Source organism: Arthrobacter sp., assembly GCF_048266065.1.
GTDB lineage: Bacteria > Actinomycetota > Actinomycetes > Actinomycetales > Micrococcaceae > Arthrobacter_H.
Genome location: NZ_JBLXAH010000001.1, coordinates 284681 through 309725, shown reverse-complemented (window position 1 = coordinate 309725; position 25045 = coordinate 284681). Strand labels below are relative to the sequence as shown.

The 25045-nt window shown below is 67.5% G+C and carries 27 protein-coding genes; 12 read left to right on the top strand and 15 right to left on the bottom strand.

The features are described 5' to 3' along the window. Positions 1-57 precede the first annotated feature (57 nt). Positions 58-471, top strand: coding sequence for a VOC family protein (locus tag ACN0TP_RS01540; RefSeq protein ID WP_417215714.1), 414 nt, complete (start codon positions 58-60; stop codon positions 469-471). Here ACN0TP_RS01540 and ACN0TP_RS01535 read toward each other — a convergent pair. Further along, a complete protein-coding gene (locus ACN0TP_RS01535) occupies positions 468-2363 on the bottom strand; it encodes a DUF222 domain-containing protein (RefSeq protein WP_417215711.1) in 1896 nt (631 codons plus the stop codon). The genes ACN0TP_RS01540 and ACN0TP_RS01535 overlap by 4 nt on opposite strands. Before the next feature lie 151 nt (positions 2364-2514). On the opposite strand from ACN0TP_RS01535, the gene ACN0TP_RS01530 reads away from it, so the two are divergent. Further along, entirely contained in the window at positions 2515-2925 is a 411-nt protein-coding gene (locus tag ACN0TP_RS01530) for a hypothetical protein (RefSeq protein ID WP_417215709.1), read from the top strand. A 15-nt stretch (positions 2926-2940) separates the two neighbouring features. Here ACN0TP_RS01530 and ACN0TP_RS01525 read toward each other — a convergent pair whose 3' ends face one another. The 3 genes from ACN0TP_RS01525 to ACN0TP_RS01515 are packed head-to-tail and all read right to left on the bottom strand — an operon-like array spanning position 2941 to position 6003. Next, positions 2941-3759 (bottom strand): ABC transporter permease, encoded by an 819-nt coding sequence (locus ACN0TP_RS01525; RefSeq protein WP_417215707.1) that lies wholly within the window; start codon positions 3757-3759, stop codon positions 2941-2943. Beyond that, complete coding sequence (locus ACN0TP_RS01520) at positions 3746-4732, bottom strand: ATP-binding cassette domain-containing protein (RefSeq protein WP_417216482.1); 987 nt, start codon at positions 4730-4732, stop codon at positions 3746-3748. Before ACN0TP_RS01520 ends, ACN0TP_RS01525 begins: the two co-directional genes overlap by 14 nt. Continuing rightward, a complete protein-coding gene (locus tag ACN0TP_RS01515) occupies positions 4729-6003 on the bottom strand; it encodes a LolA family protein (RefSeq protein WP_417215704.1) in 1275 nt (424 codons plus the stop codon). The genes ACN0TP_RS01520 and ACN0TP_RS01515 overlap by 4 nt, the downstream gene beginning before the upstream one ends. A 144-nt stretch (positions 6004-6147) precedes the next feature. Here ACN0TP_RS01515 and ACN0TP_RS01510 point away from each other — a divergent pair, with 144 nt between their 5' ends. The 6 genes from ACN0TP_RS01510 to fmdA all read left to right on the top strand — a co-directional run bounded on the left by ACN0TP_RS01510 (position 6148) and on the right by fmdA (position 10530). Then, positions 6148-7191: an NAD(P)-dependent alcohol dehydrogenase gene (locus ACN0TP_RS01510; RefSeq protein ID WP_417215702.1), complete on the top strand. Its 1044-nt coding sequence runs from the start codon at positions 6148-6150 to the stop codon at positions 7189-7191. 90 nt (positions 7192-7281) lie between these two features. Continuing rightward, complete coding sequence (locus ACN0TP_RS01505) at positions 7282-7593, top strand: thioredoxin family protein (RefSeq protein WP_417215701.1); 312 nt, start codon at positions 7282-7284, stop codon at positions 7591-7593. A 34-nt stretch (positions 7594-7627) separates the two neighbouring features. Further along, complete coding sequence (locus ACN0TP_RS01500; protein WP_417215700.1) at positions 7628-8017, top strand: VOC family protein; 390 nt, start codon at positions 7628-7630, stop codon at positions 8015-8017. 180 nt (positions 8018-8197) lie between these two features. Continuing rightward, positions 8198-8830: an AmiS/UreI family transporter gene (locus ACN0TP_RS01495; protein ID WP_417215698.1), complete on the top strand. Its 633-nt coding sequence runs from the start codon at positions 8198-8200 to the stop codon at positions 8828-8830. A gap of 99 nt (positions 8831-8929) precedes the next feature. After that, positions 8930-9217: an FmdB family zinc ribbon protein gene (locus tag ACN0TP_RS01490; protein WP_417215697.1), complete on the top strand. Its 288-nt coding sequence runs from the start codon at positions 8930-8932 to the stop codon at positions 9215-9217. 53 nt (positions 9218-9270) lie between these two features. Further along, positions 9271-10530, top strand: coding sequence for a formamidase (fmdA, locus tag ACN0TP_RS01485; RefSeq protein ID WP_343899252.1), 1260 nt, complete (start codon positions 9271-9273; stop codon positions 10528-10530). Between the two features lie 133 nt (positions 10531-10663). Here the strand turns inward: fmdA and ACN0TP_RS01480 are convergent, their stop codons facing one another. Then, positions 10664-10990, bottom strand: a complete 327-nt coding sequence (locus ACN0TP_RS01480; RefSeq protein ID WP_417215694.1) for an ArsR/SmtB family transcription factor — start codon at positions 10988-10990, stop codon at positions 10664-10666. A 93-nt stretch (positions 10991-11083) separates the two neighbouring features. On the opposite strand from ACN0TP_RS01480, the gene ACN0TP_RS01475 reads away from it, so the two are divergent. Beyond that, entirely contained in the window at positions 11084-12127 is a 1044-nt protein-coding gene (locus ACN0TP_RS01475) for an NAD(P)-dependent alcohol dehydrogenase (RefSeq protein WP_417215692.1), read from the top strand. A gap of 102 nt (positions 12128-12229) precedes the next feature. Here the strand turns inward: ACN0TP_RS01475 and ACN0TP_RS01470 are convergent, their stop codons facing one another. Both ACN0TP_RS01470 and ACN0TP_RS01465 read right to left on the bottom strand, forming a co-directional pair. Beyond that, the gene (locus tag ACN0TP_RS01470; protein WP_417215691.1) at positions 12230-13942 is read right to left on the bottom strand and encodes an ABC1 kinase family protein; all 1713 of its coding nucleotides are present in this window, start codon (positions 13940-13942) and stop codon (positions 12230-12232) included. A gap of 5 nt (positions 13943-13947) precedes the next feature. Further along, a complete protein-coding gene (locus ACN0TP_RS01465; RefSeq protein WP_417215689.1) occupies positions 13948-14490 on the bottom strand; it encodes a PadR family transcriptional regulator in 543 nt (180 codons plus the stop codon). A 339-nt stretch (positions 14491-14829) separates the two neighbouring features. Here ACN0TP_RS01465 and ACN0TP_RS01460 point away from each other — a divergent pair, with 339 nt between their 5' ends. After that, complete coding sequence (locus ACN0TP_RS01460; RefSeq protein ID WP_417215687.1) at positions 14830-15351, top strand: GNAT family N-acetyltransferase; 522 nt, start codon at positions 14830-14832, stop codon at positions 15349-15351. Between the two features lie 88 nt (positions 15352-15439). On the opposite strand, the gene ACN0TP_RS01455 is transcribed toward ACN0TP_RS01460, so the two are convergent. The 6 genes from ACN0TP_RS01455 to ACN0TP_RS01430 all read right to left on the bottom strand — a co-directional run bounded on the left by ACN0TP_RS01455 (position 15440) and on the right by ACN0TP_RS01430 (position 21122). After that, positions 15440-16408: a CPBP family intramembrane glutamic endopeptidase gene (locus tag ACN0TP_RS01455; protein WP_417215685.1), complete on the bottom strand. Its 969-nt coding sequence runs from the start codon at positions 16406-16408 to the stop codon at positions 15440-15442. Positions 16409-16664: 256 nt separating this feature from the next. Then, complete coding sequence (locus tag ACN0TP_RS01450; RefSeq protein WP_417215683.1) at positions 16665-16961, bottom strand: YciI family protein; 297 nt, start codon at positions 16959-16961, stop codon at positions 16665-16667. Between the two features lie 12 nt (positions 16962-16973). Continuing rightward, the gene (locus tag ACN0TP_RS01445; RefSeq protein ID WP_417215682.1) at positions 16974-18347 is read right to left on the bottom strand and encodes a short-chain fatty acid transporter; all 1374 of its coding nucleotides are present in this window, start codon (positions 18345-18347) and stop codon (positions 16974-16976) included. Beyond that, on the bottom strand, positions 18344-19324 hold the full coding sequence (locus tag ACN0TP_RS01440; protein ID WP_417215680.1) for a 3-hydroxyacyl-CoA dehydrogenase: 981 nt from the start codon (positions 19322-19324) through the stop codon (positions 18344-18346). The genes ACN0TP_RS01445 and ACN0TP_RS01440 overlap by 4 nt, the downstream gene beginning before the upstream one ends. Next, a complete protein-coding gene (locus ACN0TP_RS01435; RefSeq protein ID WP_417215678.1) occupies positions 19317-20027 on the bottom strand; it encodes an SDR family oxidoreductase in 711 nt (236 codons plus the stop codon). The genes ACN0TP_RS01440 and ACN0TP_RS01435 overlap by 8 nt, the downstream gene beginning before the upstream one ends. 36 nt (positions 20028-20063) lie before the next feature. Beyond that, on the bottom strand, positions 20064-21122 hold the full coding sequence (locus tag ACN0TP_RS01430) for a cyclase family protein (RefSeq protein WP_417215676.1): 1059 nt from the start codon (positions 21120-21122) through the stop codon (positions 20064-20066). A 160-nt stretch (positions 21123-21282) separates the two neighbouring features. On the opposite strand from ACN0TP_RS01430, the gene ACN0TP_RS01425 reads away from it, so the two are divergent. Together ACN0TP_RS01425 and ACN0TP_RS01420 are read left to right on the top strand one after the other, a co-directional pair. Then, positions 21283-22197 carry a LysR family transcriptional regulator gene (locus tag ACN0TP_RS01425; RefSeq protein WP_417215674.1) on the top strand — a complete coding sequence of 305 codons (915 nt, stop codon included), beginning with the start codon at positions 21283-21285 and terminating at the stop codon, positions 22195-22197. 123 nt (positions 22198-22320) lie between these two features. Continuing rightward, positions 22321-22839, top strand: coding sequence for a hypothetical protein (locus ACN0TP_RS01420; RefSeq protein ID WP_417215672.1), 519 nt, complete (start codon positions 22321-22323; stop codon positions 22837-22839). Positions 22840-22869: 30 nt separating this feature from the next. Here the strand turns inward: ACN0TP_RS01420 and ACN0TP_RS01415 are convergent, their stop codons facing one another. Together ACN0TP_RS01415 and ACN0TP_RS01410 are read right to left on the bottom strand one after the other, a co-directional pair. Beyond that, positions 22870-23883, bottom strand: a complete 1014-nt coding sequence (locus tag ACN0TP_RS01415; protein WP_417215670.1) for a sugar phosphate isomerase/epimerase family protein — start codon at positions 23881-23883, stop codon at positions 22870-22872. Positions 23884-23921: 38 nt separating this feature from the next. Beyond that, the gene (locus ACN0TP_RS01410) at positions 23922-25043 is read right to left on the bottom strand and encodes a Gfo/Idh/MocA family protein (RefSeq protein ID WP_417215668.1); all 1122 of its coding nucleotides are present in this window, start codon (positions 25041-25043) and stop codon (positions 23922-23924) included. Positions 25044-25045 lie beyond the last annotated feature (2 nt).

Genomic DNA, 25045 nt, shown 5'->3' with positions numbered 1-25045 from the left:
TTCGCCCTGAGTGCACACTGGGCGAAAGGAAATCGCTTCAGAAGGGGCAGGTAATTCGTGTTGCTTGACGGAATCAACCACATTGCCGTGATCTCACACGACGTCCAACGACTCGGGACCTTCTATGAATCGGTCTTCGATGCCGTCGTGGGCGAGACCCGGGACCACGGTCCCGGCGAGACGATGACGAACATCAGGATCGGGCCCGCCACGGTCCTCAACGTCTTCGTCATTGACGGGAACACCGAGGCTGATCGGCAAACACCCATGTGGGGCCGCGGACGACTTGACCACCTCGGGCTGTCGGCTGCATCGCATGAAGCCTTTGAAACCATCCGCGCCCGCCTCATCGAATCCGGTGCCAGCGACGGAACGGTCAATGATTTCGAGTCGGAATTCAGCATGTTCTTCCGTGACCCGGATGGGCTCGAAGGTGAAGTACTCATCAGCAAGAGTGCCGAACGAGGCTAGAACGGAACGTCTTCGGTGCCTTCTTCGCCGCTGCCCGAATGGCTTTCCCAGGGATCCACGCGGCCCTGGGTAGTGGATTTCCGAGGAGCATAGCCGCCAGCGTTGCGCTTCAGCCGCCGCTTGCGAGCGCCCTTGGCCTGGCTGGACTTCGCATACCGTCCAAACTCCGGATTTTCACACGACGGATCGGGAACGTCCTGGACCTTTCCCCATTCCCCGCAGGCAGGTGGCTCCTCTTGGTTCCCTGCGGTGGATCCCGGGGTGCTCGCGTCATCTGGCGCATCCGGGTCGGCGTCGCGCGTCGATGGTTCCGTCCCGGCCGCCCACGGTGCCGAGGGACTTGTCCCCTGACGCGTTCCAAAAAGACTGGTCACCACGGTGCTGCCGTCGGCGCCTTGTTCAAAATGAAGCAAACCCAGTGACTTCAACCGGTGGCAGCGACGACACCTCATTCCCAAATTGCCCAAGTCAGTCCCGCCGCCGTCGTGCCACTCCTGGACGTGGTCCGCATCGCAATGTTCCACCCGGCCGGGGCATCCCGGTGTGCAGCAGCCACCATCACGAAACCTCAGGGCCGCCCGTTGGGCTGCAGTGGGTCGGTACTTGTTCTGCCCGAACTCCACGATGGCCCCAGTCATCGGATCCGTGACGACCCGCCACCAGGTCTTGGCGGCTGCCATGAACCGTGCTGCCGATTCCTGGTCCACGGGTCCACCGCCCAGGAGGGTCGGCACCAAGGCTCCGGGGGGAAGCTCTGCCGTTCCCACCTGGACGGGCGGGGGATCATCGCCAGCCCCACCAACGTCGCCCGCTGGCCCTGGGCACGGCCCCGTCCCGTCGGTGGCCGTATCGTCAATTCCCTGCGGCCCGCCGGGCAATCCCGGAAGCATCGTGGCGGGAATGGTGACGAAGACTTCGGGCTGGATCGCTGAGTTCCCTTTTCCACAGACGCCGTCGAGCACCATGTCCATGAAGACATCCGCTCGCAGTTGCTCCAGGGTCCGCAGTTCTGCGGGATCATCGGCGAGGTCCTTCGCCGGCAACGTGGGCTGCTGCTCCGGATCGGGGGACAACACGGCGGCTGCTGCTTCGGGGTCGGCCTTCAAGGCCCTGGCCACGGCATCCACCATGGAATACATGGTCTGGCAGCGGGCGGTCGGCAAAAACGCGGAAAGCCACGACATCCCATCCGCGGCATCCTCGATGATGATGCGACGGTCACGCAGTGCCGTCCGACACCGCTTCGTGTAGGAGATGTCGTAGTACTTTTCCAGGAGTTGCCGGCCCCTGGTGCGCAGCTGCGCCGGGGACTTGCCGGGCGCAGCTGCGAGCATGTCGGCACCGAAATCCCTCCGTGCCGCTTGGGCCGCGGTCTCCAACCGTGCCCGCTCGCGTTCCCATTCCTCCCGGGTCGCCTCGTCTGCCTGACGGCCCGGATAGGGCGGCACGTCGGGCTGGATGGTCTTGACTTGATCGAGAATGCGCTGGACGTGGACCGCACCGATGCGGCCCGCGGTCAGGGATTCGATGACTTCCGGCGTTTGCCCCACCAGGGTGTCTGCTTGATCGAGGATCCGGTGCCCCTGGCCGGGTGAGAGGCCAAGCACCAGGGCAATCTCCAGGGAGGCACTCTCGGTCGCAGCGAACGAGGCCATGTTTCCGCTGCGAAGCGAGATGCCCATGCCGGGTTCATCGTCGAGGTCATCGAGCAGGGATGGCACTGCGCGTTGCGCTTCCGCGTGGAGCATGGCCGCAGCACGGAACTTCTCCGCTTCGGCGAACCGGGCCAGGGCTTCGGCGGCCTTCAGCCGGGTGGAACCGTCCCGGGCGAGACCGGCGGCACGGGAGATTTCCCACCCGTTGACCTCGACCTCGTTCGTGACGTGTTCCATGTATTAATCCTGCCAGCGGCGCCACCTCGCGGACAGGGAGCCCCTGCATGTTGGGGACGACTGCCCCGGCCCTGGACCTGTGAGGGGAACGTGGTCTTCTTCCAGGCCGTTTCCGATCGGTTCCCGGCGCCGACGACGCTACGCTCGATGCATGATGACGCCCCGGCTCGAGCAGCTGATCTATGACCTGGGGAAAATCCACGAGCGCTCGTGGATCCAGGAGGTTCTGCTGGCCTGCCTACAACGACTGGGTAGTGCCGGTCCCACGGAATGGCAGATCGTCGAGGTCTTCGATGCGTGGACCTCCGGCGATGCCCTGCACATCGTGTACACGTCCCCCTGGGGGCCCGTCGCCGGTCTGATCCGTGGCACGGAGAACCCTGCCGACGAGGACCCCACGGAATGCGGCGAAATGATCGCAGATTTCGATGTCGCCGAACCGCTCGGCACCATTGCCGAGCATCTCACCTACGACGACGATGGTGTCGGTTGGTGGGGCGATCCCGTGGCCGGAAGCATCCTCGCAAGCCGCGGCCGCTTCGGAACTGGACCCGCAGACTAGGCGCATCCGCACCGCTCAGGACAGCACGTCCTTGGTGCTGAGCCGCCCGTAGGCGAGTGCCCCGAACACGAGCACGTAGCCGGCCTGCAGCAGGGCATTCTGCCCGAACGATGACCACAGGATCGGTTCGCGCAGCAGGTCGGAGAACCCGAGCCAGTAGTGGGTGAACAGCCACGGGTGCAACCAGTCCAACTGCGGCAGTTGTCCCAGGATCTGCGCGGCGACCGAAAGCACAGCCGTCGCCGCCATGGCCCCCACCGGCACATCCGTCAGCGTGGAAATGAACAGCCCGATCGCCGCCAGCCCCCACAACGACAGCGCAACGTAGGCGGCAATCAGGCCGATCCTGACGAATGACTCGCCGAGCCCGATCGTGTCCCCCGACAGCAGCGTCACCGGTCCGACGCCGAACAGGGCCAGCCCGATGAGGATCCCTACCACTGCCACCACCAGCGCTGCGGCCAGGCAGAAGAGGGCGGCGCCGAGGTATTTCACCAGCAGCAGCCTGCCCCGCGACGCCGGGGCAATCAGCAGATAGCGCAGCGTCCCGTGCCCGGCCTCCCCGGCCACCGTGTCCCCGGCGACCACCGACACCGTCAACGGCAGGAACAGCGGGATGCACATGAACATGCCCACGATCGCCACGAACAACCCGTTGCCGGCCACCCGATCCAGGAAGGCCGGCCCGCGTCCCGTCGGTGGCCCCGACGTCAGCTTGACCGCAACCGCCACCAGCACGGGCACCGCGGCGAGCGCCAACAGCATCGCCCAGGTGCGCCGCCGGCGGAACACCAGGGCGATCTCAGAGGCGAGCAGCGCGCTACCGGGCAACATCGAACCCCTCCCCCGTCAATTCCACGAACCGGTCCTCCAGGCTGGGCCGCTCGAGCGCGAACCCGCGCACCCGCACCCCGGCAGCCACCAGGGCCGCGACGATCGCCTCGGGCTCAGGACCGCCATCGGGCCAGGGCACCTGCACGACGCCGGTGCCTGGGACCGCGGGTTCCCCGGCTGGCGCTCTCCGCACCTCCGGAGCCAGCCCCAGCCGGGCCAGCACTCCACGGGCGCCCTGTTCGTCTGGGGTGTGGACCACCACGGAGCCGCTGCCGCCGGAGCGCAGCTCCGCGAGGGTGCCCTGGGCGACGCGGTTGCCGTTGCTCATCACCGCCACATGGGTGCACATCTGCTCGATTTCACCGAGCAGGTGGCTGGAGATGAACACCGTCGAACCGGCCTGCGCCAGTGAGGCGATCAGGTGGCGGACTTCCCGGGTGCCCTGCGGATCCAGCCCGTTGGTGGGTTCGTCCAGGACCAGCAGCTCATGGTCGGTGGCCAGCGCATTGGCGATGCCGAGGCGTTGCTTCATGCCCAGTGAATAGGCGTGGACCGCCAGTTTGGCCGCCTGCCCCAGCCCGACCCGTTCCAAGGCGTGGTCCACCCTGGCGCGCCGGTCGGCAGCTGCCGAGTGGGGGTTGGCAGCATCCAGTCGCAGCAGGTTGGCCCGGCCGGAGAGGAACGGGTAGAAGGCAGGCCCCTCCACCAGCGCCCCGACGCGGGGCAGGACCTGCTGCCCGGCGGAGGGCATGGGCTGGCCCAGCACGGTGATGGATCCGCTGGTGGGGCTCGCCAGGCCCAAGAGCATGCGGATGGTCGTCGTCTTGCCGGAGCCGTTGGGCCCCAGGAACCCGAAGACGGACCCCTGCGGGACGGCCAGGTCCAGGTTGTTCACGGCCCGCCTGGTGCCAAATGACTTGCTCAGCTGGCTGGTCTCGATGGCGAGACCGCTGTCGGGCGGCGCCACGCTCAGCTTCCGTCGGCCACGGCCTGCAGCCGCTTCACGGGCACAGCACCGATGAGCAGACGCCCGTCCGGGGCCAGCAACACGTTGACCAGCGAGGTGTGCAGCAGCTGGCCGCCGTCGACCTTTGTGGCCAGCTGGCCGATCAACGGTGAGGCCGCCAACCCCGCCGGGACCTGGTCGGCCGGGATCGTGGCGACGGTGTCCCATCCGGTGCCGGTGAACGAGCTGCTGGCCGGATGCCCCGACGTGCCAGGGAGCGGCCCCGCGTCGTCGTCGGAGGGCATCGGGCGTTGCAGCTGCTTGCCGAAGGTGTGGTGGGGCCAGACGGAATCCTGCCGGGGCTTCTGCGGGAGCTGCTTCTGCTGCACGGTGGCATCGGCCGGCGGAGTGAAGTCAAAGAGCTTCGCGTCCGGTGCCGTCGGGGTGAACGAGGTGAATTCGAGATCCACCGCCGGGGTGTCCTGGCCCTTCGCGTCGACGCTGACGGCCAGCGGGACGCCGGTGGCGGAGTCGACGCCGATGGTGACGTCCTCGATGAGTGTCTGCCCGGTTTTGGGGGTCAGGACCAGCTGGTAGACGTCGCGGCCGGCCACGGTGGAGCCGTCCGCCACGGTGGTCGTGGTGCTCGGATCCGCCACCTCGAGGAACTTTCCGGCCAGCTGCTGCGGGGTCGGCATCGCGTCGCCGTCCGTCGCGTCGCCGTGCTGCTCGAACGTCCGGGCCGACGCGGTCGGCGGCAGCGTGGTGTGGACCGCCTGGTTGGCCTCCGAATCGTAGGTCCAGAGGCTGCGCCCGTTGCGGATGACGTCCCGCTCCCCCATGCCCTCCATGAGCTGGACGCGGGCCTTGTCCGGCCCGTCGACGTAGACGCGGGCGTCGTGGCTGCCGGTGAGCAGGTCCAGCAGGGAGGCGATGTCCGGGGTATCGGGGGCATCGGCCGAGGTGGAGCCCTGCTCAGAACCCTGGCCGGAACCCAACCCGAAACCCTGCTCCGATGACCCGGCAGCGGGTGCGCCGGGTTGCGCCTGCCGGGGTGGGCCGAACGAGGAGGGGGCACCGGCGTCGGGCAGCGCGGGCAGGCCGAGGTCGGTGGCCAGGTGCAGTTGGCCGGAGAACGCGGTGACGTCGGCGCCAGCCATCAGCTCGATGACCTGCCCTGCGGTTTTCGGCTCGAGCGTCGGGGTGGCGGACGCGGAGATCCCGGCCCCCACGCCCATCGCGGCGATGACCACGGGGATGACGGCCGCCGGCATCCACTTCTTCACTGCTGGTTTCATGGCACTTTCCTCGAACCAATACCTCCCCTCCACGGTACGCCGTCGAATCGTCGGCGGCGAGGCCCAGCTCACAGGGATCGCGCCCGGCGGGGCAACGGGACTATTCTGGCTGACGCCCTCCAGTCCCCCATCCCGAAGGACACCATGCAGACCGTCAACGCCTACGCAGCACCCGCGGCCGGGGAACCCCTGGCCCCCACGACCATCGAGCGCCGCGACGTCGGCCCGAACGACGTGCTGATCGACATCAAGTACGCCGGCATCTGCCACTCCGATATCCACACCGTCCAGGGCGACTGGGGTCCCCAGCAGTACCCGTTGGTCCCCGGCCACGAGATCGTCGGCCTCGTCGCCGAGGTCGGATCGGCGGTCACCACCCACCGGGTCGGGGACCGGGTCGGCGTCGGCTGCATGGTCAATTCCTGCGGCGAGTGCACCCACTGCCGGCGCGGCGAGGAGCAGTACTGCACGCAGGGCAACGTCGGCACCTATGGCGCGGTGGACCGCGACGGCACCATCACCCAGGGCGGCTACTCCACTGCAGTCGTCGTCGACGCCGGCTTCGTCCTGCGCGTGCCCGAGGCGCTGGACTTCGCCTCCGCTGCACCGCTGCTCTGCGCCGGCATCACCACCTACTCCCCCCTGCGCCACTGGAACGTCGGCCCCGGATCCCGCGTCGCCGTCGTGGGCATGGGCGGCCTGGGCCACATGGGGATCCAGCTCGCCCACGCAATGGGCGCCGAGGTCACCGTGCTGTCCCAGACGCTCTCCAAGCAGGAGGACGGCAAGCGTTTCGGCGCCGACCACTACTTCGCCACCAGCGACCCGGAGACGTTCACCCGGCGGGCCAGCTCGTTCGATCTCATCCTGAACACCGTCAGCGCCGAGATCGACCTGAACGCCTACCTCTCGCTGCTGGACGTGGACGGCACCCTGGTCAACGTCGGCGCCCCCGCCGCCCCGCTGCCCGTTGCCGTGTTCTCGCTGATCCCCCAGCGCCGCTCGTTCGCCGGCTCGGCCGTCGGCGGCATCCGCGAAACCCAGGAGATGCTCGACTTCTGCGCCGAGCACTCCATCGCCCCGGCCACCGAACTCATCGGCGCCGATGGGATCAACGACGCGTACGAGCGCGTGCTGGCCTCGAAGGTCCGCTACCGCTTCGTCATCGACACCTCCACCCTCGGCTGACCGCTGCCGGGCATTGAGTACGACCGCGGCGCGAAGGTTCGCGCCGCCGTCGCTCGTTCAGGGGGTTCCCGGCTGGGGGAAAATGGGTCCATGAGGATTGAACTGCTGTGCATCGACGGCTGCCCGAACTCCGACGAAACCCAGGCCCGGATCGTCGCGGCCCTGGCCGAGGCGGGCGCCCCGGACGTCGAGGTGGTCCGCACGGTGGTGGACGACGCAGCCGGAGCGGCTGCAGCGTTTGCCGGCTCCCCCACGATCACGCTCGACGAGGTGGACCTCTTTCCCGGGGCCGCCCCGGTCAGCGAATTGTCCTGCCGCGTCTACCAGACCCCGAACGGGCTCGCCGGGCTGCCGACAGTGGAACAGCTCCGGGACAGGATCCGCGAACGCATTGCCGGCTGAGCGATCCGACGCTGCGTGCGTTTAGGGTGGGATCATGAAAATCCACCTGACCAGCGTGATGGTCGACGACCAGGCCACGGCCGAGAAGTTCTACACCGAAATCCTCGGGTTCGTCGTCAAGCACGACGTCGACCTCGGCGGGGACCGCTGGCTGACGGTGGTCTCCCCCGAAAACCCCGAGGGCACCGAGCTGCTGCTCGAACCCAGCGGCCACCCCGCGGCGAAGCCATTCAAGGAGGCACTGGTCGCCGACGGCATCCCGTTCACCCAGTTCGCCGTCGAGGACGTCCACGCCGAATACCAGCGGATGAAGGCCCTGGGCGTGCGCTTCACCCAGGAGCCCACCGACATGGGCCCGGTGACCACTGCTGTCTTCGACGACACCTGCGGCAACCTCATCCAGATCGCCACACTGCCGGAGTGATCCTGCCAGAGTGATCCTGCCGGGGTGAGCCGTACCGGCGGGCCTGCTCCACCCTGCTCTTGACCTTCCCGAGGGTCCGGCCTAGATTGAGATCCAGATCACATTTTGACAAAGATTTTACGTTGATCCGTGTCGCTACCCGATTTCTTCGCCTGGGTACACCTCTGGAGCGTGATAGTCGTGACCAATGTCGGCCTGCTGTACGTCGGCGCAGTGCTCTTCATCAACGGGCTGATGCTGATTGGCCTGGTCCCGGGCAAATCGGCGGCCATCCTGAACTTCTGCGTGGGCATCATGCAGGTCGTCTTCCCGACCATTGTCATCCTGCAGGCCGCCGGTGACCTTCCGGCCATTCTCGGTGCCTCGGGGCTCTACCTCTTCGGGTTCACCTACCTCTACGTCGGCTTCAACCAGGTCTTCGACCTGCCCGGTGAGGGACTGGGCTGGTTCTCGCTCTTCGTGACCGTCTGTGCAGTGGTCTTCGCCGTCCTGCAATTCACCACCGTCAAGGACCCGGCGTTCGGCGTCATCTGGCTGTTGTGGGCCGTCCTCTGGTTCCTCTTCTTCCTCGTGCTGGGCCTGCACATGGACCATCTGACGGTCTTCACCGGCTGGTTCACCATCGTCGTCGCCCACGTCACCGGAACGATTCCGGCCCTCTACCTGCTCACGGGGGCGTACCGGCCCACCGCGGGAGCCGCCTGGGCGGCGGCCGCCGGCGGCGTGATCGCCGCGGTGGTCGCCGTCGTCATGGCCCAACGCGCCCGCCGGGCGGCGGATACCACCGGCACCACCTCGGAGGTGGTCGCCTGAGGAGCGCAGCAGCCACCGGGCCGCCCGCCACCCAGGCTCCCTGACCCGCGGCCCGCTCTCGTCCCGTGGGAGCCGTACCGTGAGGAACCAGGAGCAATCGTGCCCCTCTATGAATTCCGCTGCCCCGAAGGCGACGTCTTCGAGCAGTCCCACCCCATGGACCAGCGGCCCGATGAGGCCTCCTGCCCCGTCTGCGGGAAGTCCTCCCGCCGACGCATGCCCAGCCCCCGTCTCTCGATCGCCGGCGGTTCGGCCTACGGGCTGGTCGACGCCACGCGCCGCAGCGCGCACGAACCCGAAGTGGTTTCCGCCCTGCCGACCGGCCCACGCCGTCCCGGCTCCGGCTACACCACCAATCCGCTGCACCAGAAACTTCCGCGCTCCTGAATCGGCGCGGACCGCCCGGTCCACGGACCGGAATCACAGTTAGGGAAGATGACATGCCTGAAGTGCTCTTTTCGCTCGATTCGAACAAGAAGTTCAAGGACCAGGAGAAACTGGGGCACAACCGGTGGCACCCCGAGATCCCACCGGTGGCCACCGTCAAGCCCGGCGACGTGTTCCGTGTCGACTGCCGGGAATGGTTCGACGGAGCCATCGTCAACGACGACTCGGCCCAGGACATCCTCGATGCACCGCTCCTGACCGTGCACACGCTCAGTGGCCCGTTCGCGGTCGAGGGCGCCAAGCCAGGCGACCTGCTGATCGTGGACATCCTCGATGTCGGCCCGATCCCGCAGGAGGACTCCGGTCCCCTGGCCGGGCAGGGCTGGGGCTACACGGGGATCTTCTCCAAGAACAATGGCGGCAGCTTCCTGGTGGATCAGTTCCCCGACGCCTACAAGGCCGTCTGGGACTTCCAGGGCCAGGTGGCCACCTCGCGGCACGTCCCCGAAGTCTCCTTCGAGGGGCTCATCCACCCGGGCCTGATGGGCACCGCACCGTCGGCGGACCTGCTCGCCAAGTGGAACAAGCGCGAGGGCGACCTCATCGCCACGGACCCGAACCGCGTCCCGCCACTGGCACTACCGCCGGAGGCAGAACACGCGGTGCTGGGCGGCCTGCCCCGCGACCAATGGGGCAGGGTCGGCGGCGAGGCGGCGCGCACCGCTCCCCCGCGCGAGAACGGTGGCAACCAGGACATCAAGAACCTGTCCAAGGGAACCCGCGTCTTCTACCCGGTGTTCGTCGACGGGGCCAACCTCTCGGTGGGCGACCTCCACTTCTCCCAGGGCGATGGCGAGATCACCTTCTGTGGCGGCATCGAAATGGGCGGCTTCATCGATCTGCGGGTCGACCTGATCCGCGGTGGCATGGAAACCTACGGCGTCAGCGAGAACGCCATCTTCATGCCCGGCCGGGTCGAACCCCAGTTCAGTGAATGGCTGGCCTTCTCGGGCACCTCGGTGACCCTCGACGGCGAGCAGCGCTACCTGGATTCGCATCTGTCCTACCAGCGCGCGTGCCTGCACGCCATCGACTACCTGGCCAAGTTCGGCTACGCCCCGGAGCAGGCCTACCTGCTCCTCGGTGCGGCGCCCGTGGAAGGACGGCTCTCCGGGGTGGTCGACATCCCGAACTCGTGTTCGACGATCTACCTGCCCACCGCGATGTTCAACTTCGACATCCGGCCATCGGCGGATGGGCCGCACCAGATCGACGCCGGGATCGGAGCACCCCGGGCGGCCAACAACGGCTGACCCGGGACACACGCCGGGCGTCCTGGGAAACGCCCACCGGCCGGACGGCGCAGCCTTGCGCCGTCCGGCTGTACGTGCGGAGGAACCGGTCGCGCACCTGGCGAAACAAGCCGTTTCGCGGCGACACCCTACATCACGAACTGGACGGCGCCTCGGCCCCGACGATCGCGGCCAGCAGGCCGGGGAAGCGCTCCTCCAGGCATGAGCTCCGCAGGGTGTTCAGGATCGCGGTGCCCTGGTAGCGCTGTTCGATGATTCCTGCCAGGCGCAGCACGCGGAAATGGTGGGTGGCCGTGGATCGGCTGACGGGCAGCTCGAAGGCGATGCAGGCCTGGTCGTGGCAGCCGTTCGCCAGCTGCACCACGATCCGCCGGCGCATCGGATCGGCCAGCGCCGACAGCACGGCGTCCAGGGACAGCTCCACGACGTCGGGGTGCTCCAGGGTGCGGGGGGTGCTCATCAGTCCATCTTCGGTTCGGGGCGGGATTCGCTACGACGATGATCATCGTACTACGCTGTTCATCGTACTTTAGTCCCCCACCCGAAGGACACCATGCTGACCGTCAACGCCTATGCAGCACCCGCGGCCGGGGAACCCCTGGCCCCCACGACCATCGAACGCCGCGACGTCGGCCCGAACGACGTGTTGATCGACATCAAGTACGCCGGTATCTGCCACTCCGACATCCACACCGTCCAGGGCGACTGGGGTCCCCAGCAGTACCCGCTGGTCCCCGGCCACGAGATCGTCGGCTTCGTGACCGAGGTCGGTTCCGACGTCACCACCCACCAGGTCGGTGACCGTGTCGGCGTCGGCTGCATGGTCAACTCCTGCGGCGAGTGCGCGCAGTGCCGGCGCGGCGAGGAGCAGTTCTGCGTCCAGGGCAACACCGGCACCTACGGGGCGGTGGACCGCGACGGCACCATCACCCAGGGCGGCTACTCCACCCACGTGGTCGTCGACGCCGGCTTCGTGCTCTCCATCCCCGAGGCCCTGGACTTCGCCTCCGCGGCCCCGCTGCTGTGCGCGGGCATCACCACCTACTCCCCGCTGCGCCACTGGAAGGTCGGCCCCGGATCCCGCGTCGCCGTCGTGGGCATGGGCGGCCTGGGCCACATGGGCGTGCAGATCGCCCACGCCATGGGCGCCGAGGTCACCGTCCTGTCGCAGACGCTCTCCAAGCAGGAGGACGGCAAGCGCTTCGGCGCCGACCACTACTTCGCCACCAGCGACCCGGAGACGTTCACGCAGCTCGCCAGCTCGTTCGACTTCATCCTGAACACGGTCAGTGCCGAGATCGACCTCAACGCCTACCTGTCCCTGTTGGACGTGGACGGCACCATGGTCAACGTCGGCGCCCCGCCGGCGGCCCTGCCCGTCACCCCGTTCACCCTGATCGGCGCCCGCCGCTCCTTCGCCGGTTCGCTGATCGGCGGCATCCGGGAGACCCAGGAGATGCTCGACTTCTGCGCCGAGCACGGCATCAACGCGGCCACCGAGCTCATCGGGGCCGACCAGATCAACGAGGCGTACGAGCGCGTCATGACCTCCAAGGTCCGCTACCGCGCCGTCATCGACACCTCGACGCTCGGCTGACCCCGCAGGACCCCTGAGAACGACGGGGGCGCACACGTTGCGCCGCCGTCGGTGGGTTAAGGGGCTATTGCCCCGGCGGACGGGCGTCCCGGGAAGGCGCGCTCAAAGCCTGCGGCGGCCGGCCAACAGACCGTGCAGCAGGGGCAACACCGACACGCTCATCAGCACGGTACCCAGCACCTGGTCATCCGGCCGGACCAGCGCCCCGGCAATGAGCAGTGCCGCGAAGACCAGCGCCGAAATGGCCCGTCGCGCCGTACGCTCCAGGCGGGCCACCTGGCGTTCGAGGCGCGGCGTGGCGACCGCGAGCGATCCGTCCTCGAGGCGGGTGACCAGTCCGTCCAATCGCCCGGGCAGACGCACCGCCGTCGTCGCCGCGTCGAGTGCATGTTGGGCCACGTCCTGCACGATGCTTCCCCGCTCCTCGCGGATCAGCTGCGCCGCGTAGGGCTCCACGGTGTCCCAGAGGTTGAACTTCGGATCCAGGGAACTGCACACCCCGGAGGTCAGCGACATCGCCCGGATAATGAGCAGGAAGTTCTCCGGCAGCTGGAACGGCAGGGACCGGACCACATCACCGAACTCGGCGGCGAAATCCCTGAATTCGCGTGGATCCACCTCGCGCAGTTCGGCAAATCCCATCCCGCCGAACCGGGCGAAGAGGTGCGTCATGGCCCGTTCCAGTTCCGCGGTATCGGCGGTGGGCAGCAGCACCCCCACCTCGCCAATGGCGGCGACCAGCCCCCTGCCATCGCGCGACGCGGCGGCGATCAGCAGTTTGCGCAACCCGCGGCGGGTGCCCGGGGGCACGTCGCCCATCATGCCGAAGTCGATGAACGTCAGCTTCCACGGGCGCCCGGCCACCGGTTGGGCGGTGGGCGTGACGAAGATGTTGCCCGGGTGCGGATCTGCGTGGAAGAAGCCGCTGCCAAACAGCTGGTCGAACATGACCGCGCCGAAGGCGGGGGCGACCTCCGCCGGGTCGATGCCCGCCGCGCGCAGCCCCTCCAGGTCGGTGATTTTGATGGCCGTGACGTCCTCGAGCGCCAGCACGCGTCGGCTGGTCCGTTCCCAGACAATCCGGGGCACGGCAACGGCGTCGTTGTGGGCGAATTCGTCGGCGAAGCGTTCTGCTTGCGCGGCCTCGTGCAGGTAGTCGATCTCCTCCAGGCTGGTGTGGGCGAACTCCTCGACCAGCGCCGGCATGTCGGCGCGACGGGACACCAACCGGATGTGGCTGAGCCAGCCGCCGACCTTGCGCAGCGCCGCGAGGTCCACGTCGACGATCGCCTCAATGCCCGGGCGTTGGATCTTCACGATGACGCCCGCGAACGCGACGTCGGCGGCAGCTTCGGGCAGCAGCCGCGCCCGGTGCGCCTGGCCCAGGGATGCCGCCGCGACGGGCGTCTCATCCACCCATGCGAAGACGCGATCCAGCGGCGAACCCAGCTCGGACTCGGCCAGGGCCCGAACGTCGGCAAACGGGACCGGCGGCACCTCGTCCTGCAGCCCCTCCAGTTCCGCGGTGATCTCGGGCGGCAGCACGTCGAGCCGGGAGGAGAGGAATTGGCCGACCTTGATCATCAGGCCGCCGAGTTCCACGGCCAGGGCATGGAAGCGTTGCGCGAAATTGCGCATCCGCCGTGACCGCGAGCGTACGGCGAGCCGGGCCAGGCCGATGCGGGGCAGGAACAGCTCGAACCACCAGACGACCGCCAGGTGCCACGCCGCGAACCGCAGGATCCGGCGGTAGCGGGCACGGGTGTTCCCCGCTCCCGGCCCCGGGTGTGCCGGGCTCCGGCCAGGTAATGTCACCCAGGTCAGCCCTGGGCGAGGATCGAGTACAACCGCCGGCGCGCTTCATCGAGCACCGCGACGGCCTCCTGCACTTGTTCCGGCGACCCGGTGCGGCCCACTTGGGATGCGGCCTGGGCGAGTTCGAAGCCTGCCTTGGGCAGGGCCGCGAAGGTGCCGCCTCGCTCCGATTCCGTCGCTTCCCACGGCGCCGGGCCCTCGGAGGCGTCCAGGTCCTCGCGGCCGGCTTCGGTCAGCGAGTAGATTTTTCGCCCGCTGGATTCCTCGGCGCTAATGAACCCCTCGTCGGCGAGCAGTTGCAGAGTCGGGTAGACGGAGCCGGCGCTGGGTTTCCAGTTGCCACCGCTGCGCTCCTCGATTTCGCGGATGATCTGGTAGCCGTACATCGGGCGTTCCCCGAGCAGCGCCAGTACCGCCGAACGCACCTCACCGCGTCCCGCGCGGGTGCCCGTGCGCTTCTCGAACCGTGAGCGCAGGTCCTCGAGGGCCTGCCAAACGCCATCGAAGCCGGCTCCGCCGAACCCTCCGGCCGAATGTGAAGTGTTCATCGTGGTCTCCTCCGTGGTTCGCCACCGATCGGGTAGCGATACTCAACGATATATCGCTGACGCGGTCGCGCCTAGGGTTGGAAGCTGGCCAAAACGTCCTGCCGAAAACGTTCCCTGGCATCGCTGACCACACCCTGGAGTGTCGGTTCCCCGCTACCGGCTGTGCCGCTGAGTTGCCAACCACTACTGCTGTCTGCCTATGCTATTACCGGTTCAGCAGAGGGCCGCCAGTTCTGCGCAGGAGCCAACGTGATCCCCCTGAACCATTTCCTCCCCCCGCACCAACGCCATGTCGCTCCTTGGACCGTTTCCAGTGTCGTGACGGAGGTGGCGTAGCGCATGCCCATCGCCATCGAGAACAACCGCGGCCAGTTCCAGTACCAGATCTTCAAGGCGGGCGAACTGGCGGGTTTCGTGCAGTACAGCATGGACGGGGCCGACCTGTGGGTCCTGCATACCTCCATGAAGCGCCAGTTCAAGTCGGCGCTGCTGACCGACATGCTCATCCACCACGTCTTGACGGACGCACACGCCAGCCGGCTGGCGGTCCTCCCGTTCTGCCCGGCCGTGCGCGCCTTCATCGCCGAGCATCGGGAGTACGCCTACCTCGTCACCGCGGAATGGCAGGAGCGCATCCCGTCGCCGGCGCACCACAAGGCGGACGCGGACTCCAACATCCCCCTGGACTTCGTCCGGCTGACCGGCTCGTGCCGGGCACAGCATCTGGACACGACGTTGGGTTCGCCCGACGTCGACCAGTACATCAACGGCAACACCGGCCCGCTCTCCCTGACCCACCTGCAGGACCCCGCGGCCCTGGCCCAGCTGCAAGATCCCGAACAGCAATCGGTGGACAGCTAGCCACCGCTTCACGGCAACACCAGAGCACGACGGCGGCGCTTCCGGGGCGCCGCCGTCGTGCCTCGAGTGGGCCCGCTGCTGCCCGATGCTAGCGCGAGGGGGCCAAGCCAACCGTCGACCAGCTCGTCCGTTGAATCTTCCGGTGCCGCGCCAAGCGGGTCATGACCGCGATGGACGCTGTCAGTATGGCCATGGAAATGAGCAGGTCCACGAAGCCGACGTCGTCGGCGTTGGCGTCCACGGCACCAAAGGCGACGAGTACGAAGATTCCCGTGTTGTTGGCGATGTGGAGGGCAATCGCCGCCTCGAGTCCGCCGGTCCGCCAGGTCAGCCAGCCGGCCGCGACGGCGAAGACGGCAACATCGATCATGCCCCACAACGCGTAGTCGTGGCTCAGCACGAAGAGCGGCACGGGCAAGAGAATGGCAAACGCGGGATGCCGTAGCCACCCGCCGAGTGTCTGCATCAGGTACCCACGGAAGACGTATTCCTCGGCGGTGGCCTGGATCGGCACAAGCACCAGCGCCGCGGCCAGCACCACCAGGGTGCTTGTCCCGTCGAACCGCGCAGCAGGGTCGTCGGCTCCGGCACCGGGAAGGGCGAGCGAGATCCCTTGGGCGGCCACGGTCACCACGAATGCCACGCCCAGGCACCGCAGCAGCCACGTCCACCGAATGCGGCCGGCAACCGAGGACAACAGCCCCACGGGCTTGGCACCCAACACGAGCGTTGCCAGCCAGAGGGCGGGCCACATCAGGATGATGGACGACAACGTGACGACCAACGTGAAGGGGTCGTTCAGGTCCAGGATGTCTGGGCCCTCGAAGAAGCCGTCGGCCGCGCGTCCGAGGTCTGGAATGATCATCCCGGCAATGAGCAGGATGACCATGCCTATCAGGAAGAACGCGGCGTAGAAACCCGCGCCCAGTGCGCCGACCACCAGCGGCTTCCACCAGCGGTAGGCGGGCCACGCGCGCGTCAGGCGGTGGTAGGCCAGCCCAGGCAGTTCGGTGTCTCCGGGGGCTTCCGGACGGTGGATGTCGGCGGAACGTGTCATGGCGACCATTCTTCCCCGCGAAAGTGGCGGCACCCGTCGTCCGTCCGGACGATCTTCGGCCAATTGTCGCAGCTGCGATCCCGGTGGTCATCGCCGGGACGGGCCGGCCGCTCTTGACGCCAACAGTTCACTACCCGATGGTCATTAGACGCCGGGCTCCCCCGGGTTGAATCAAATGAGGACGACGACGACGCTCAAGGAGCGCCGCCGCCGTGCATCAGGGAGCCCGTCTTCGGTGAGAAGGACACGAACATGGCTACAGGTAGCTGACCCCACCCAGATACGCCTGACGCCACCGCGTCACCACGACGCGTTCAAACAGATTGACGCGGCTGAAGGGATCGGCGGCGATGAAAGCCTCTGCTTCGTCCCGGCTTTCCAGGTCGAGCAAGTAGATCCCACCCGACGCGACCTCACCGGCATCGTCCAGTTTCGCTCCGCACGCCAGCAGGAGCCGGGCATTCACGTCGAGGTAGCCGAGGTGTTCTTCCCTGGTGTCAGCGCGCAGGGAACCTGCATCGTCGCGGTCCCAGGTTTCGATGAGGTAGGCCATGGTGTGCTCCAATCAGCCCAGGAAGCCCCAGGCGAGGATGGAGACGATGTAGACCAGGCCGACCCAGAACATCATCACCACGGTGTAGCCCATGATGTCCTTGAGCTTGAGCTTGGACAGGGCCAGGGCGGGCAGGATCCAGAAGGGCTGGACCAGGTCGTTCCAGGCGTTGCCCAGCATGACCGACATGGAGGTCTGCGGCAGCGAGGCGCCCAGCGTGTGGGCGGCCTCGATCATGAAGGGGCCCTGGATGACCCAGTGGCCGCCGCCGGAGGGGGCGAAGAAGTTGATCACGAACGAGGAGACCAGGCCCCAGAACGGCAGCGTCTCGGCGGTGGAGACGTTGACGAACCACTGCGAGATGGTCAGCACCAGTCCGGAGCCGGCCATGATCGCCATGATGCCCGCATAGAACGGGAACTGCAGGATGATGCCCGAGACGGTCTTGATGCCCTCGTTCAGCTTGGTCACGTAGGCGATCGGGGTGCCGAGCAGGATGATGCCCAGGAACAGGATGATGAAGTTGATCAGGTCCAGGTCCACGGTGCCGCCGGCGACCATGTGCAGCACCACGTACAGGATGCCGGCGATGCCGATGACCATGGAGAGGATCCGCGACTTGTTCAGCTTGTTGGCGAACGTGTTCTCGGAGAACTCGTCGGTGGCCGGGCCGGTGGAGGTGGTGGCGAACAGCGCGGGGTCCAGTTCGCGCACGGGCTGGCCGGCCTTGGGGTGCAGTGCCGCGTTGAGCACTGGCAGGGTCGCCATGACGACGATGGCGGTGATGACCATGGGCAGCGAGAAGATCGTCTCATCCAGGCCGATCAGCCCCATGCTCTTTTCCAGCGGGTGGCCGGGGGTGGCGATGGTCAGCGGGATGGTCGCCGAGAGGCCCAGTCCGTACATGGTGAAGCCGGAGTAGGCGCTGGCGATGATCAGCGGGTAGTGGATGCCCTTGATCTCGGTGGCCAGCTTGCGGGCGATGACCCCGCCGATGACCAGGCCGAAGCCCCAGTTCAGGTAGGAGCCGACGCCTCCGACGAGGGTGGCCACGACGATGGCCACCCGCGGCGAGTGCACGTGGGTGACGAGCCGGTCCAGCAGCCGGTCCACCAGTGGTGAATTGGCCAGGACGAACCCTGCGGCGAGGATGACGGCCATCTGGGTGGTGAAGGCCAGCAGGTTCCAGAAGCCGTCGCCCCAGTTGGCCACCGCATCGAGCGGGTTCTGGTGTTGGACGGCGAACGCCAGGACGAAGGCGAGCAGGGTCAGGCCGATGGCGAAGACGAACGGGTCGGGCAGGTACCGGCGCATCAGTTCGGTGAAGAAGCCGGTGATCTTCTGCAGGACGTTGGTCTTCTGCTGTTCTTGGGTGGGTGTGGTCATGAGTGGTCTTCCGTGGTCGGGTGCGGTGAGTGGGTCGGGCGGGTCAGGTGGTTCATGAGTTGTTCGTCGCGCCAGGCGACTCGGTCTTCCCAGTCGGTGAGCGGGAGCACTGCACGGCGTTGGGCGGTGACGGTGGCGACGAGGTCCTCGGTCCAGGGATCGTGCTGGCCGCGTTCGGCGCCCATGCGTTGGTAGGCGGGGCCCATCTTGGCGGCGTGGGATTCGATGCCACCGCGCGTGTTCAGGTCGACGGTCTCGAAGGGGCCCATGAAGGACCAGCGTCGCCCCAAGCCGGCGCGGACCGCTGTGTCGACGTCCTCGACGGTGGCGACGCCATCACGGACCAGGGCGTAGGCCTCGCGCAGCAGGGCGCCCTGGAGCCGGTTGAAGACGAAGCCCTCGGGTTCGCCGTGGACGCGGATCGGGCAGAGCCCGGCGGCGGTGTAGAGCGCTTCGGCGCGGTCGACGGTCTCCGGGCTGGTGAAGGGTGCCGGGACGAGTTCGATGACGGGGATCAGGTGGGGCGGGTTGCCGGGATGGGCCACCAGCGTGCGATGGGCTCCGGGAAGCCCGGCGGCGAAGCTGCTGGCCGGCATCGCCGAACTGGAGCTGGCGATGACGCAGTCCGCGGGTGCGTGCTGGTCGATCTCGGCGAACAGGGCACGCTTGAGCTCCAGCTGTTCGGGTGCGCACTCCTGGATGAGGACCGCACCGTTGACGGCGTCGGCGACCGACGACGTGGTGGTGACCCGGGCGGCAATCGCGTCAGGGGTCTCGGTGAGCAGGCCGTGCCCGGCCAGTGCCTCGAGCCGGGCGGCTATTTCGGCGGGGATGGCGGCCCGGCGCGCGGCGCTGGGATCGGACACGCACACCGGGTGGCCGGCGCGGGCGAAGACCACGGCGAACGCGACACCGATGCTGCCGCCACCGACCACGGCGATCGGCTGGGCGGATGGTGGGGTGGTGGTCTCAGACATGGGCCTTGCCCACGGTCAGGCCACCGCACACGTAGTGGGTTTGTCCGGTGACGAACCCGGTGCGCTCGTCCAGCAGGTGGGCGACGGTGTGGGCGACATCGTCGGGGGTGCCCATGCGGTGCACGGGCACTGAGTCGATGATGTCGCGGGTGAGCGGGCTGTCGGCGGGGTTGGCGCCGTTGAAGAGGTCGGTGGCGATGGGGCCCGGGCCGACGGCGTTCGCGGTGATGCCGTACTGGCCCAGTTCCAGGGCCCAGACCCGGGTCAGCCCGAGGAGTCCTGCCTTGGTGGCGGCGTAGGCGCTGCGCAGTTCCTTGCCCAAGGCGGCGCGGGATGACATGTTCACGATGCGCCCGAACCCGGTCTCCTTCATGCCCGGCAGCAGGGCTTGGGTGACCTGGACTGCGGTGCGCAGGTTCAGTGACCACGCCAGCTCCAGGTCCTTCAGGGTCTGGTCTTCAGCGGATCCGGGGAAGACGGCGCCGACGTTGTTCACCACGCGGGTGATGGGACCGTCGGCGAGGGCCTCGGACAGGGCCCGGGCGGTGTCGTCGGGATCGGAGAGATCGGCGCGGATGCCGTCGCCGGCCCGGTCGATGATGACGGGGGTGTAGCCGTCGCAGCGGGATCGCTCGACGATGGCGGCGCCGATGCCGGCCGCTCCCCCGGTGATCAGGACGCGGGGTGGTTGGGTGGTGCTCACAGGTGTGTCCTTCGGTTGTGCCCGGACGGCGGGCGTCTAGACGGTGGCGATGGGGTTCAGCGGGGATCCGGCGGCGCCGGGCAGGTTCAGCGGGGGCGCGGTCAGCAGGAAGCGGGAGCGTCCCTGGCGGCGCAGGTGCGCGGCCAGCGGGGTGAGGCGCCAGAGTTCGCCCAGGTGCACGCCGAGCCGGAACAGGCAGTGTTCGTGCAAGGGCAGCACCGAGGCCGGAGCCTCGGCCTCGCGGGCCGGGTAGAGTTCCACCGCGTAGTTGTCGGCGGCGATGGCTGCGATGCCGGTGTCGGTGATCCACTGCAGCAATTCCGGATCGCGTCCGTCCAGGACGGCACCGAAATGGTGCAGGACCTCCGGGTCGGGGTTCCCGCCCATCTCCAGGAGCTTCTCCGCGAAGCCGGTGTGGAGGCAGAGGATGTCGCCTTCCTCGACCACGATGCCGTCGGCCTGAAGGATGCCGGCGAGTGTTTCAAAGCCGACGATGGTGTGGGCGTCGCCGAGGTGGGCGTGCAGGTCGACCATGACGGCGCGGCCCTGGACGGGCCGGGCGGCCAGCGCGTCGATGCCCAGGGGCCCCGCCGAGAAGGTGGTGCCGACAGAGAGGTCAGCGAGTCCGGCTCCGCTGACATCGGCCGGGCCGGTGACGTCGGTGCCGGCACGGTAGCCGTTGTAGTAGACGGATTCGGCGACGCCGTCGTCGTCCGCGTCGAAGAGCGAACCGACGTGGGACAGGGCGTCCCATTGCGTGGAGTACTGGGTGTGCAGGATCGCCAGGTCGTCGTTCATGATGTCGCTGGAACCGGGGTAGACCCGATCGAGCCGGCAGTTGGCGTTCACCGCTCCGGAGCGCAGGTTGGGCCGGATGATCGGTGGCAGCCGGTTCGGGTTCAGCGCGGTGCCGCCGGGCAGGGTCAGCGGCAGGCCCAGCGCGAAGGTGGTGAAGTCCCGGACTTCGGCGATGCCTTGGCGGAGCTTGGCCGCGGTGAGCAGGTTCATCCTCCCGATCCGGTCGTCGGGTCCGAAGTCGCCCCAGGTCGACCCCTCGGGCCTGCGGGTCCAACGGGGTGTGGCTTCCGCGCTCATGGTGCTCCTCCAGTTCCATTCGTCATGTTCCGGGCCGGTATGGGGTCGGTCACCCCGTGGCATGACGCGGGGCACATGGACCAGACTGCTCCCACACGCGATGAGCTGTCCAATAAACAATCGGTCATTGCCTATGAACGAATTCTTATAAAATGGTCGGATGGAACTCAAGCACCTCAAGGCCTTCGCCGTCGTGGCCGAGGAACTGCATTTCGGGCGGGCCGCAGACCGGCTCGGCATCGCCCAGCCGCAATTGAGCCAGTGGGTCAAGCGTTTGGAGGCGGATCTGGGTGCACCGCTGTTCTCGCGCAATACACGTTCGGTGCACCTGACCCAACAGGGCGAAGCGATCCTCAAACCGGCCCGACAGACCATCGACTGGGCGCGCCGCACCGAATTGGCCGTCCTGGCAAACGATCCCGAGGTGTTCGGGAAGGTCCGCATCGGCTACGCGGGAGCCAGCAGCCGCGAGGTCCTGCCGGCGATCGCGCGCGCAATACGCGCCGCCGAACCCGGGATCGAGTTGGATCTTCGCTCCATGGTCTACGGCGGCCACGCGCCGGGACTTGTGGCCGCGGGTGAACTCGAGATCGGCTTCTCGCGCCTGCCGTTGCACCAGTCGAGTGTCCATGGTCGGGTGTTCGCCTTCGAGCGCGTGCTGGTGGCGCTGCCTGCCGACCACCGGCTGGCCGCACTCGATGAGGTGCCGCTGGCCGAACTGGCCCACGAACCGTGGGTTTCGTTCCCCGCCACGAAGGGATCGAATGTCCGGGACATGGGGTTGAGGCTTGCGCACGAGACCGGATTCACGCCGCGCATCGCCCAGGAGGCTCCCGATTCCTACGCCATTCTGGGGCTGGTCGCCGCAGGCGTGGGCGTGTCGTTGACGGTGTCCTCGGTCCGGCATATCGAAACCCCGGGACTGGTCTACCGGGATCTCGCCGGTGAGCCGTCTTTCCTAGCCGCGATCATCATTTGGGGCGATGCCCCCGATAGGGCGACTCGGCGAGTCCTGGAAATCATGGAGGGCGTGTTGCCTACGCCAGAGAAGCCGGCCGGTCGGGTGCTGGACTGACTACGAGCGTGGTGGATTTGATTGATTGCAGAGAATTGCTGTCTATCTCTGATTCGATGTAAGTCTTGGCCCCCTGCGCCAGATTCACTCCAAAATGCCCTCGCGCGGGACTAATCTTGCCCCATGTGGATCAATGTCATTACAGATGTTTTGGGCGGTCTCCTCGTGGCGATCGTCGCTGGCGTCACGACATGGCTGTTGGGACGGCACACTTATCGACGCGAGTTGGAGAAGAAGGAAATCGGTGGGCTAAGGCGCCTAATCGGAGACTTAGCCCGGAAGCGAGCTCTCGTCGAACCTCAGTCGCTATCCCGAGTCGAGAGCGCCGGTCCTGGTCACCGCGATTTTGACGCTGTATCGGCGTCCGTCTTTAACGTCCGCAATGCAGTCGATGAAGCGCGATTGGCTGCCCGCGATGAAGACAGTTCCGAAGTGCACCATATCCTAGACCAGATGTCCCTGCATTGTAATGACTATCTGCATGGAAGCCGGCATGACCCAGAAAACTATCCTTCTCAGATTCACGTACTTCGAGTTTCATTGATTCGAGAACTCGGGCTCCTCCGGAAAGTTCATCAGGAGCTGCCCGACGATGAACCTGGCAGCAAAGCATATGGTGCAGCCAAACATGGCAGCTCATAGATAAGGATGCCCTCTACGTTCGCCAGCGGCCTATTGGTTCGAGAAGGCCGCGTCGAACGACGCCTCCGGCCGCTTCCACAGCAGCTCGCGGATCTTCCCGACGGCCTCGGCCGCACCATGGAGCCTGTCCATGCCTGCGTCCTCCCACTCCACGGATATGGGACCGTCGTAGCCGATGTGGGCCAGCGCGCGGAAGGCGTCCTCCCACGGGATGTCCCCGTGGCCGGTGGACACGAAGTCCCAGCGCCGGCGCGGATCGCCCCACGGCAGGTGGGAGCCGAGGATGCCGTTGCGGCCCAGGGGCGGGCGCAGCCGCGTGTCCTTGCAGTCCACGTGGTAGATCCGGTCGGCGAAGTCGGTGATGAAGCCGACGGTGTCGATCCCTTGCCAGAACATGTGGCTGGGGTCCCAGTTCAGCCCGAACGATTCCCGGTGGTCGATGGCCTCCAGCGTGCGGACCGTCGTCCAGTAGTCATAGGCGATCTCGGAAGGGTGCACCTCGAGCGCGAACTTGACCCCTTCGCCGTCGAACACATCCATGATGGGGTTCCAGCGGTCGGCGAAGTCCTGGTAGCCGGCGTCGATCACGTCGCCGGGCACGGGCGGGAACATGGCCACGTACTGCCAGACTTTGGACCCGGTGAAGCCCACGACGGTGTCGGCACCGAGCTTGCGGGCCACGCGTGCCGAGCGCTTCATGTCCTCGGCGGCGCGTTGCCGCACGCCCTCCGGTTCGCCGTCGCCCCAGACATAGGGGCGCAGGATGCCCTGGTGGCGGAAGTCGATGGGGTCATCGCACACCGCTTGGCCGCCGAGGTGGTTGGAGATGGCCCAGACCTTCAGTCCGTAATTGTCAAGGATCTCCAGCCGGGAGGCCAGGTAGGCGTCGTCCTCGTCGGCACGCTGCAGGTCCAGGTGGTCGCCGGACGCGGCGATCTCCAGTCCGTCGTAGCCCCAGTCGGCGGCACGGCGGGCGAGTTCCTCGAACGGCATGTCGGCCCATTGGCCGGTGAACAGGGTGACGGGCTGCGGGGTCTGGGTCATGGAGGTCCTCCTCGGAGGGACGGTCGGGGGCTCGGGGTTCACTGGATGTGCTGGACGGCTCGGTGGTCGGAGGCCGCGGAGACGTCGACCCAGCTGTTGCTGCGGGAGGAATCCAGCACTGCGGCGGTGAGGATGCTGGCGCGCAGACCGTCCGCGAAGGTCGGCAACCCGGCAGGTGCTCCCCCGCCGATCGTCGCATAGGTGTCGGCGACGAAGGCGTTGAAGGCATCGAGATAGCCCATCGGGTGCCCGGCGGGAACTACCGAGAGCCGGGCGGCGTCGTCGACCAGCGATGGGGCGTCGCGGGCCAGGGTGGTGGATCCCGCACGTCCGCCGAGCCAGAGTTCGTCGGGGTGCTCCTGGTCGAAGGCGACCGATCCGCTGGTCCCCCCGAGTTCGAGGCTCAACGCGTTCTTCCGTCCGGCGTTGACCTGCGAGACCATCAGGCTGCCGATGGCGCCGCCTTCCATCTCCACCAGGCACACGGCGGCGTCCTCGGTGTCGACGGGTTGTCCGCGGCGGGTGGGGTGGGCGATACCGAGCCGGGCGTTGATGCGCACGATCCGCTCCCCCGCGATGAATTCGAGCAGGTCCACCAGATGGGAGCCGATGTCGGCGAAGGCCCGGGACGGTCCCCCGGCAGCGGGATCGACGCGCCAATCGGTGTCATCCTCCTGCAGCATCCAATCCTGCAGGTAGTTCCCCCGCACGGTCAGAAGCCGCCCAATACCCCCGCCTGCGGCCTGGTGGCGGGCTTGGCGGGCCATCGGATGGAAGCGGTAGATGAACGGGACGGTCGCGGTGACTCCGGCCCGGGTCGCGAGTTCGGCCAGTGCCGAGGCCTCTTCGGGGGCGATGGCCAGCGGCTTTTCGCAGACGACGTGTTTGCCGGCCTCCAACACCGCGCGGGCGTGCCCGGCATGCGTGGCATTCGGCGAGCAGACGTGCACGACATCGACGCGTGCCAGCAACTCGTCCAGGGTGGCCGCCGCGTGCGGGATCCCCAGGTCGGCGGCGGCCCGGGCGGAGCGCTCGGGACGGGAGGAGAGCACCGAGACGACATCGGCGCCGGCGGCGCGCGCGGCCTGGGCATGGATCCGGGCCATGAAGCCGCCGCCGATGATGCCGACCTTCAGCGGTGCAGTGGATGGGTGGCTCACAA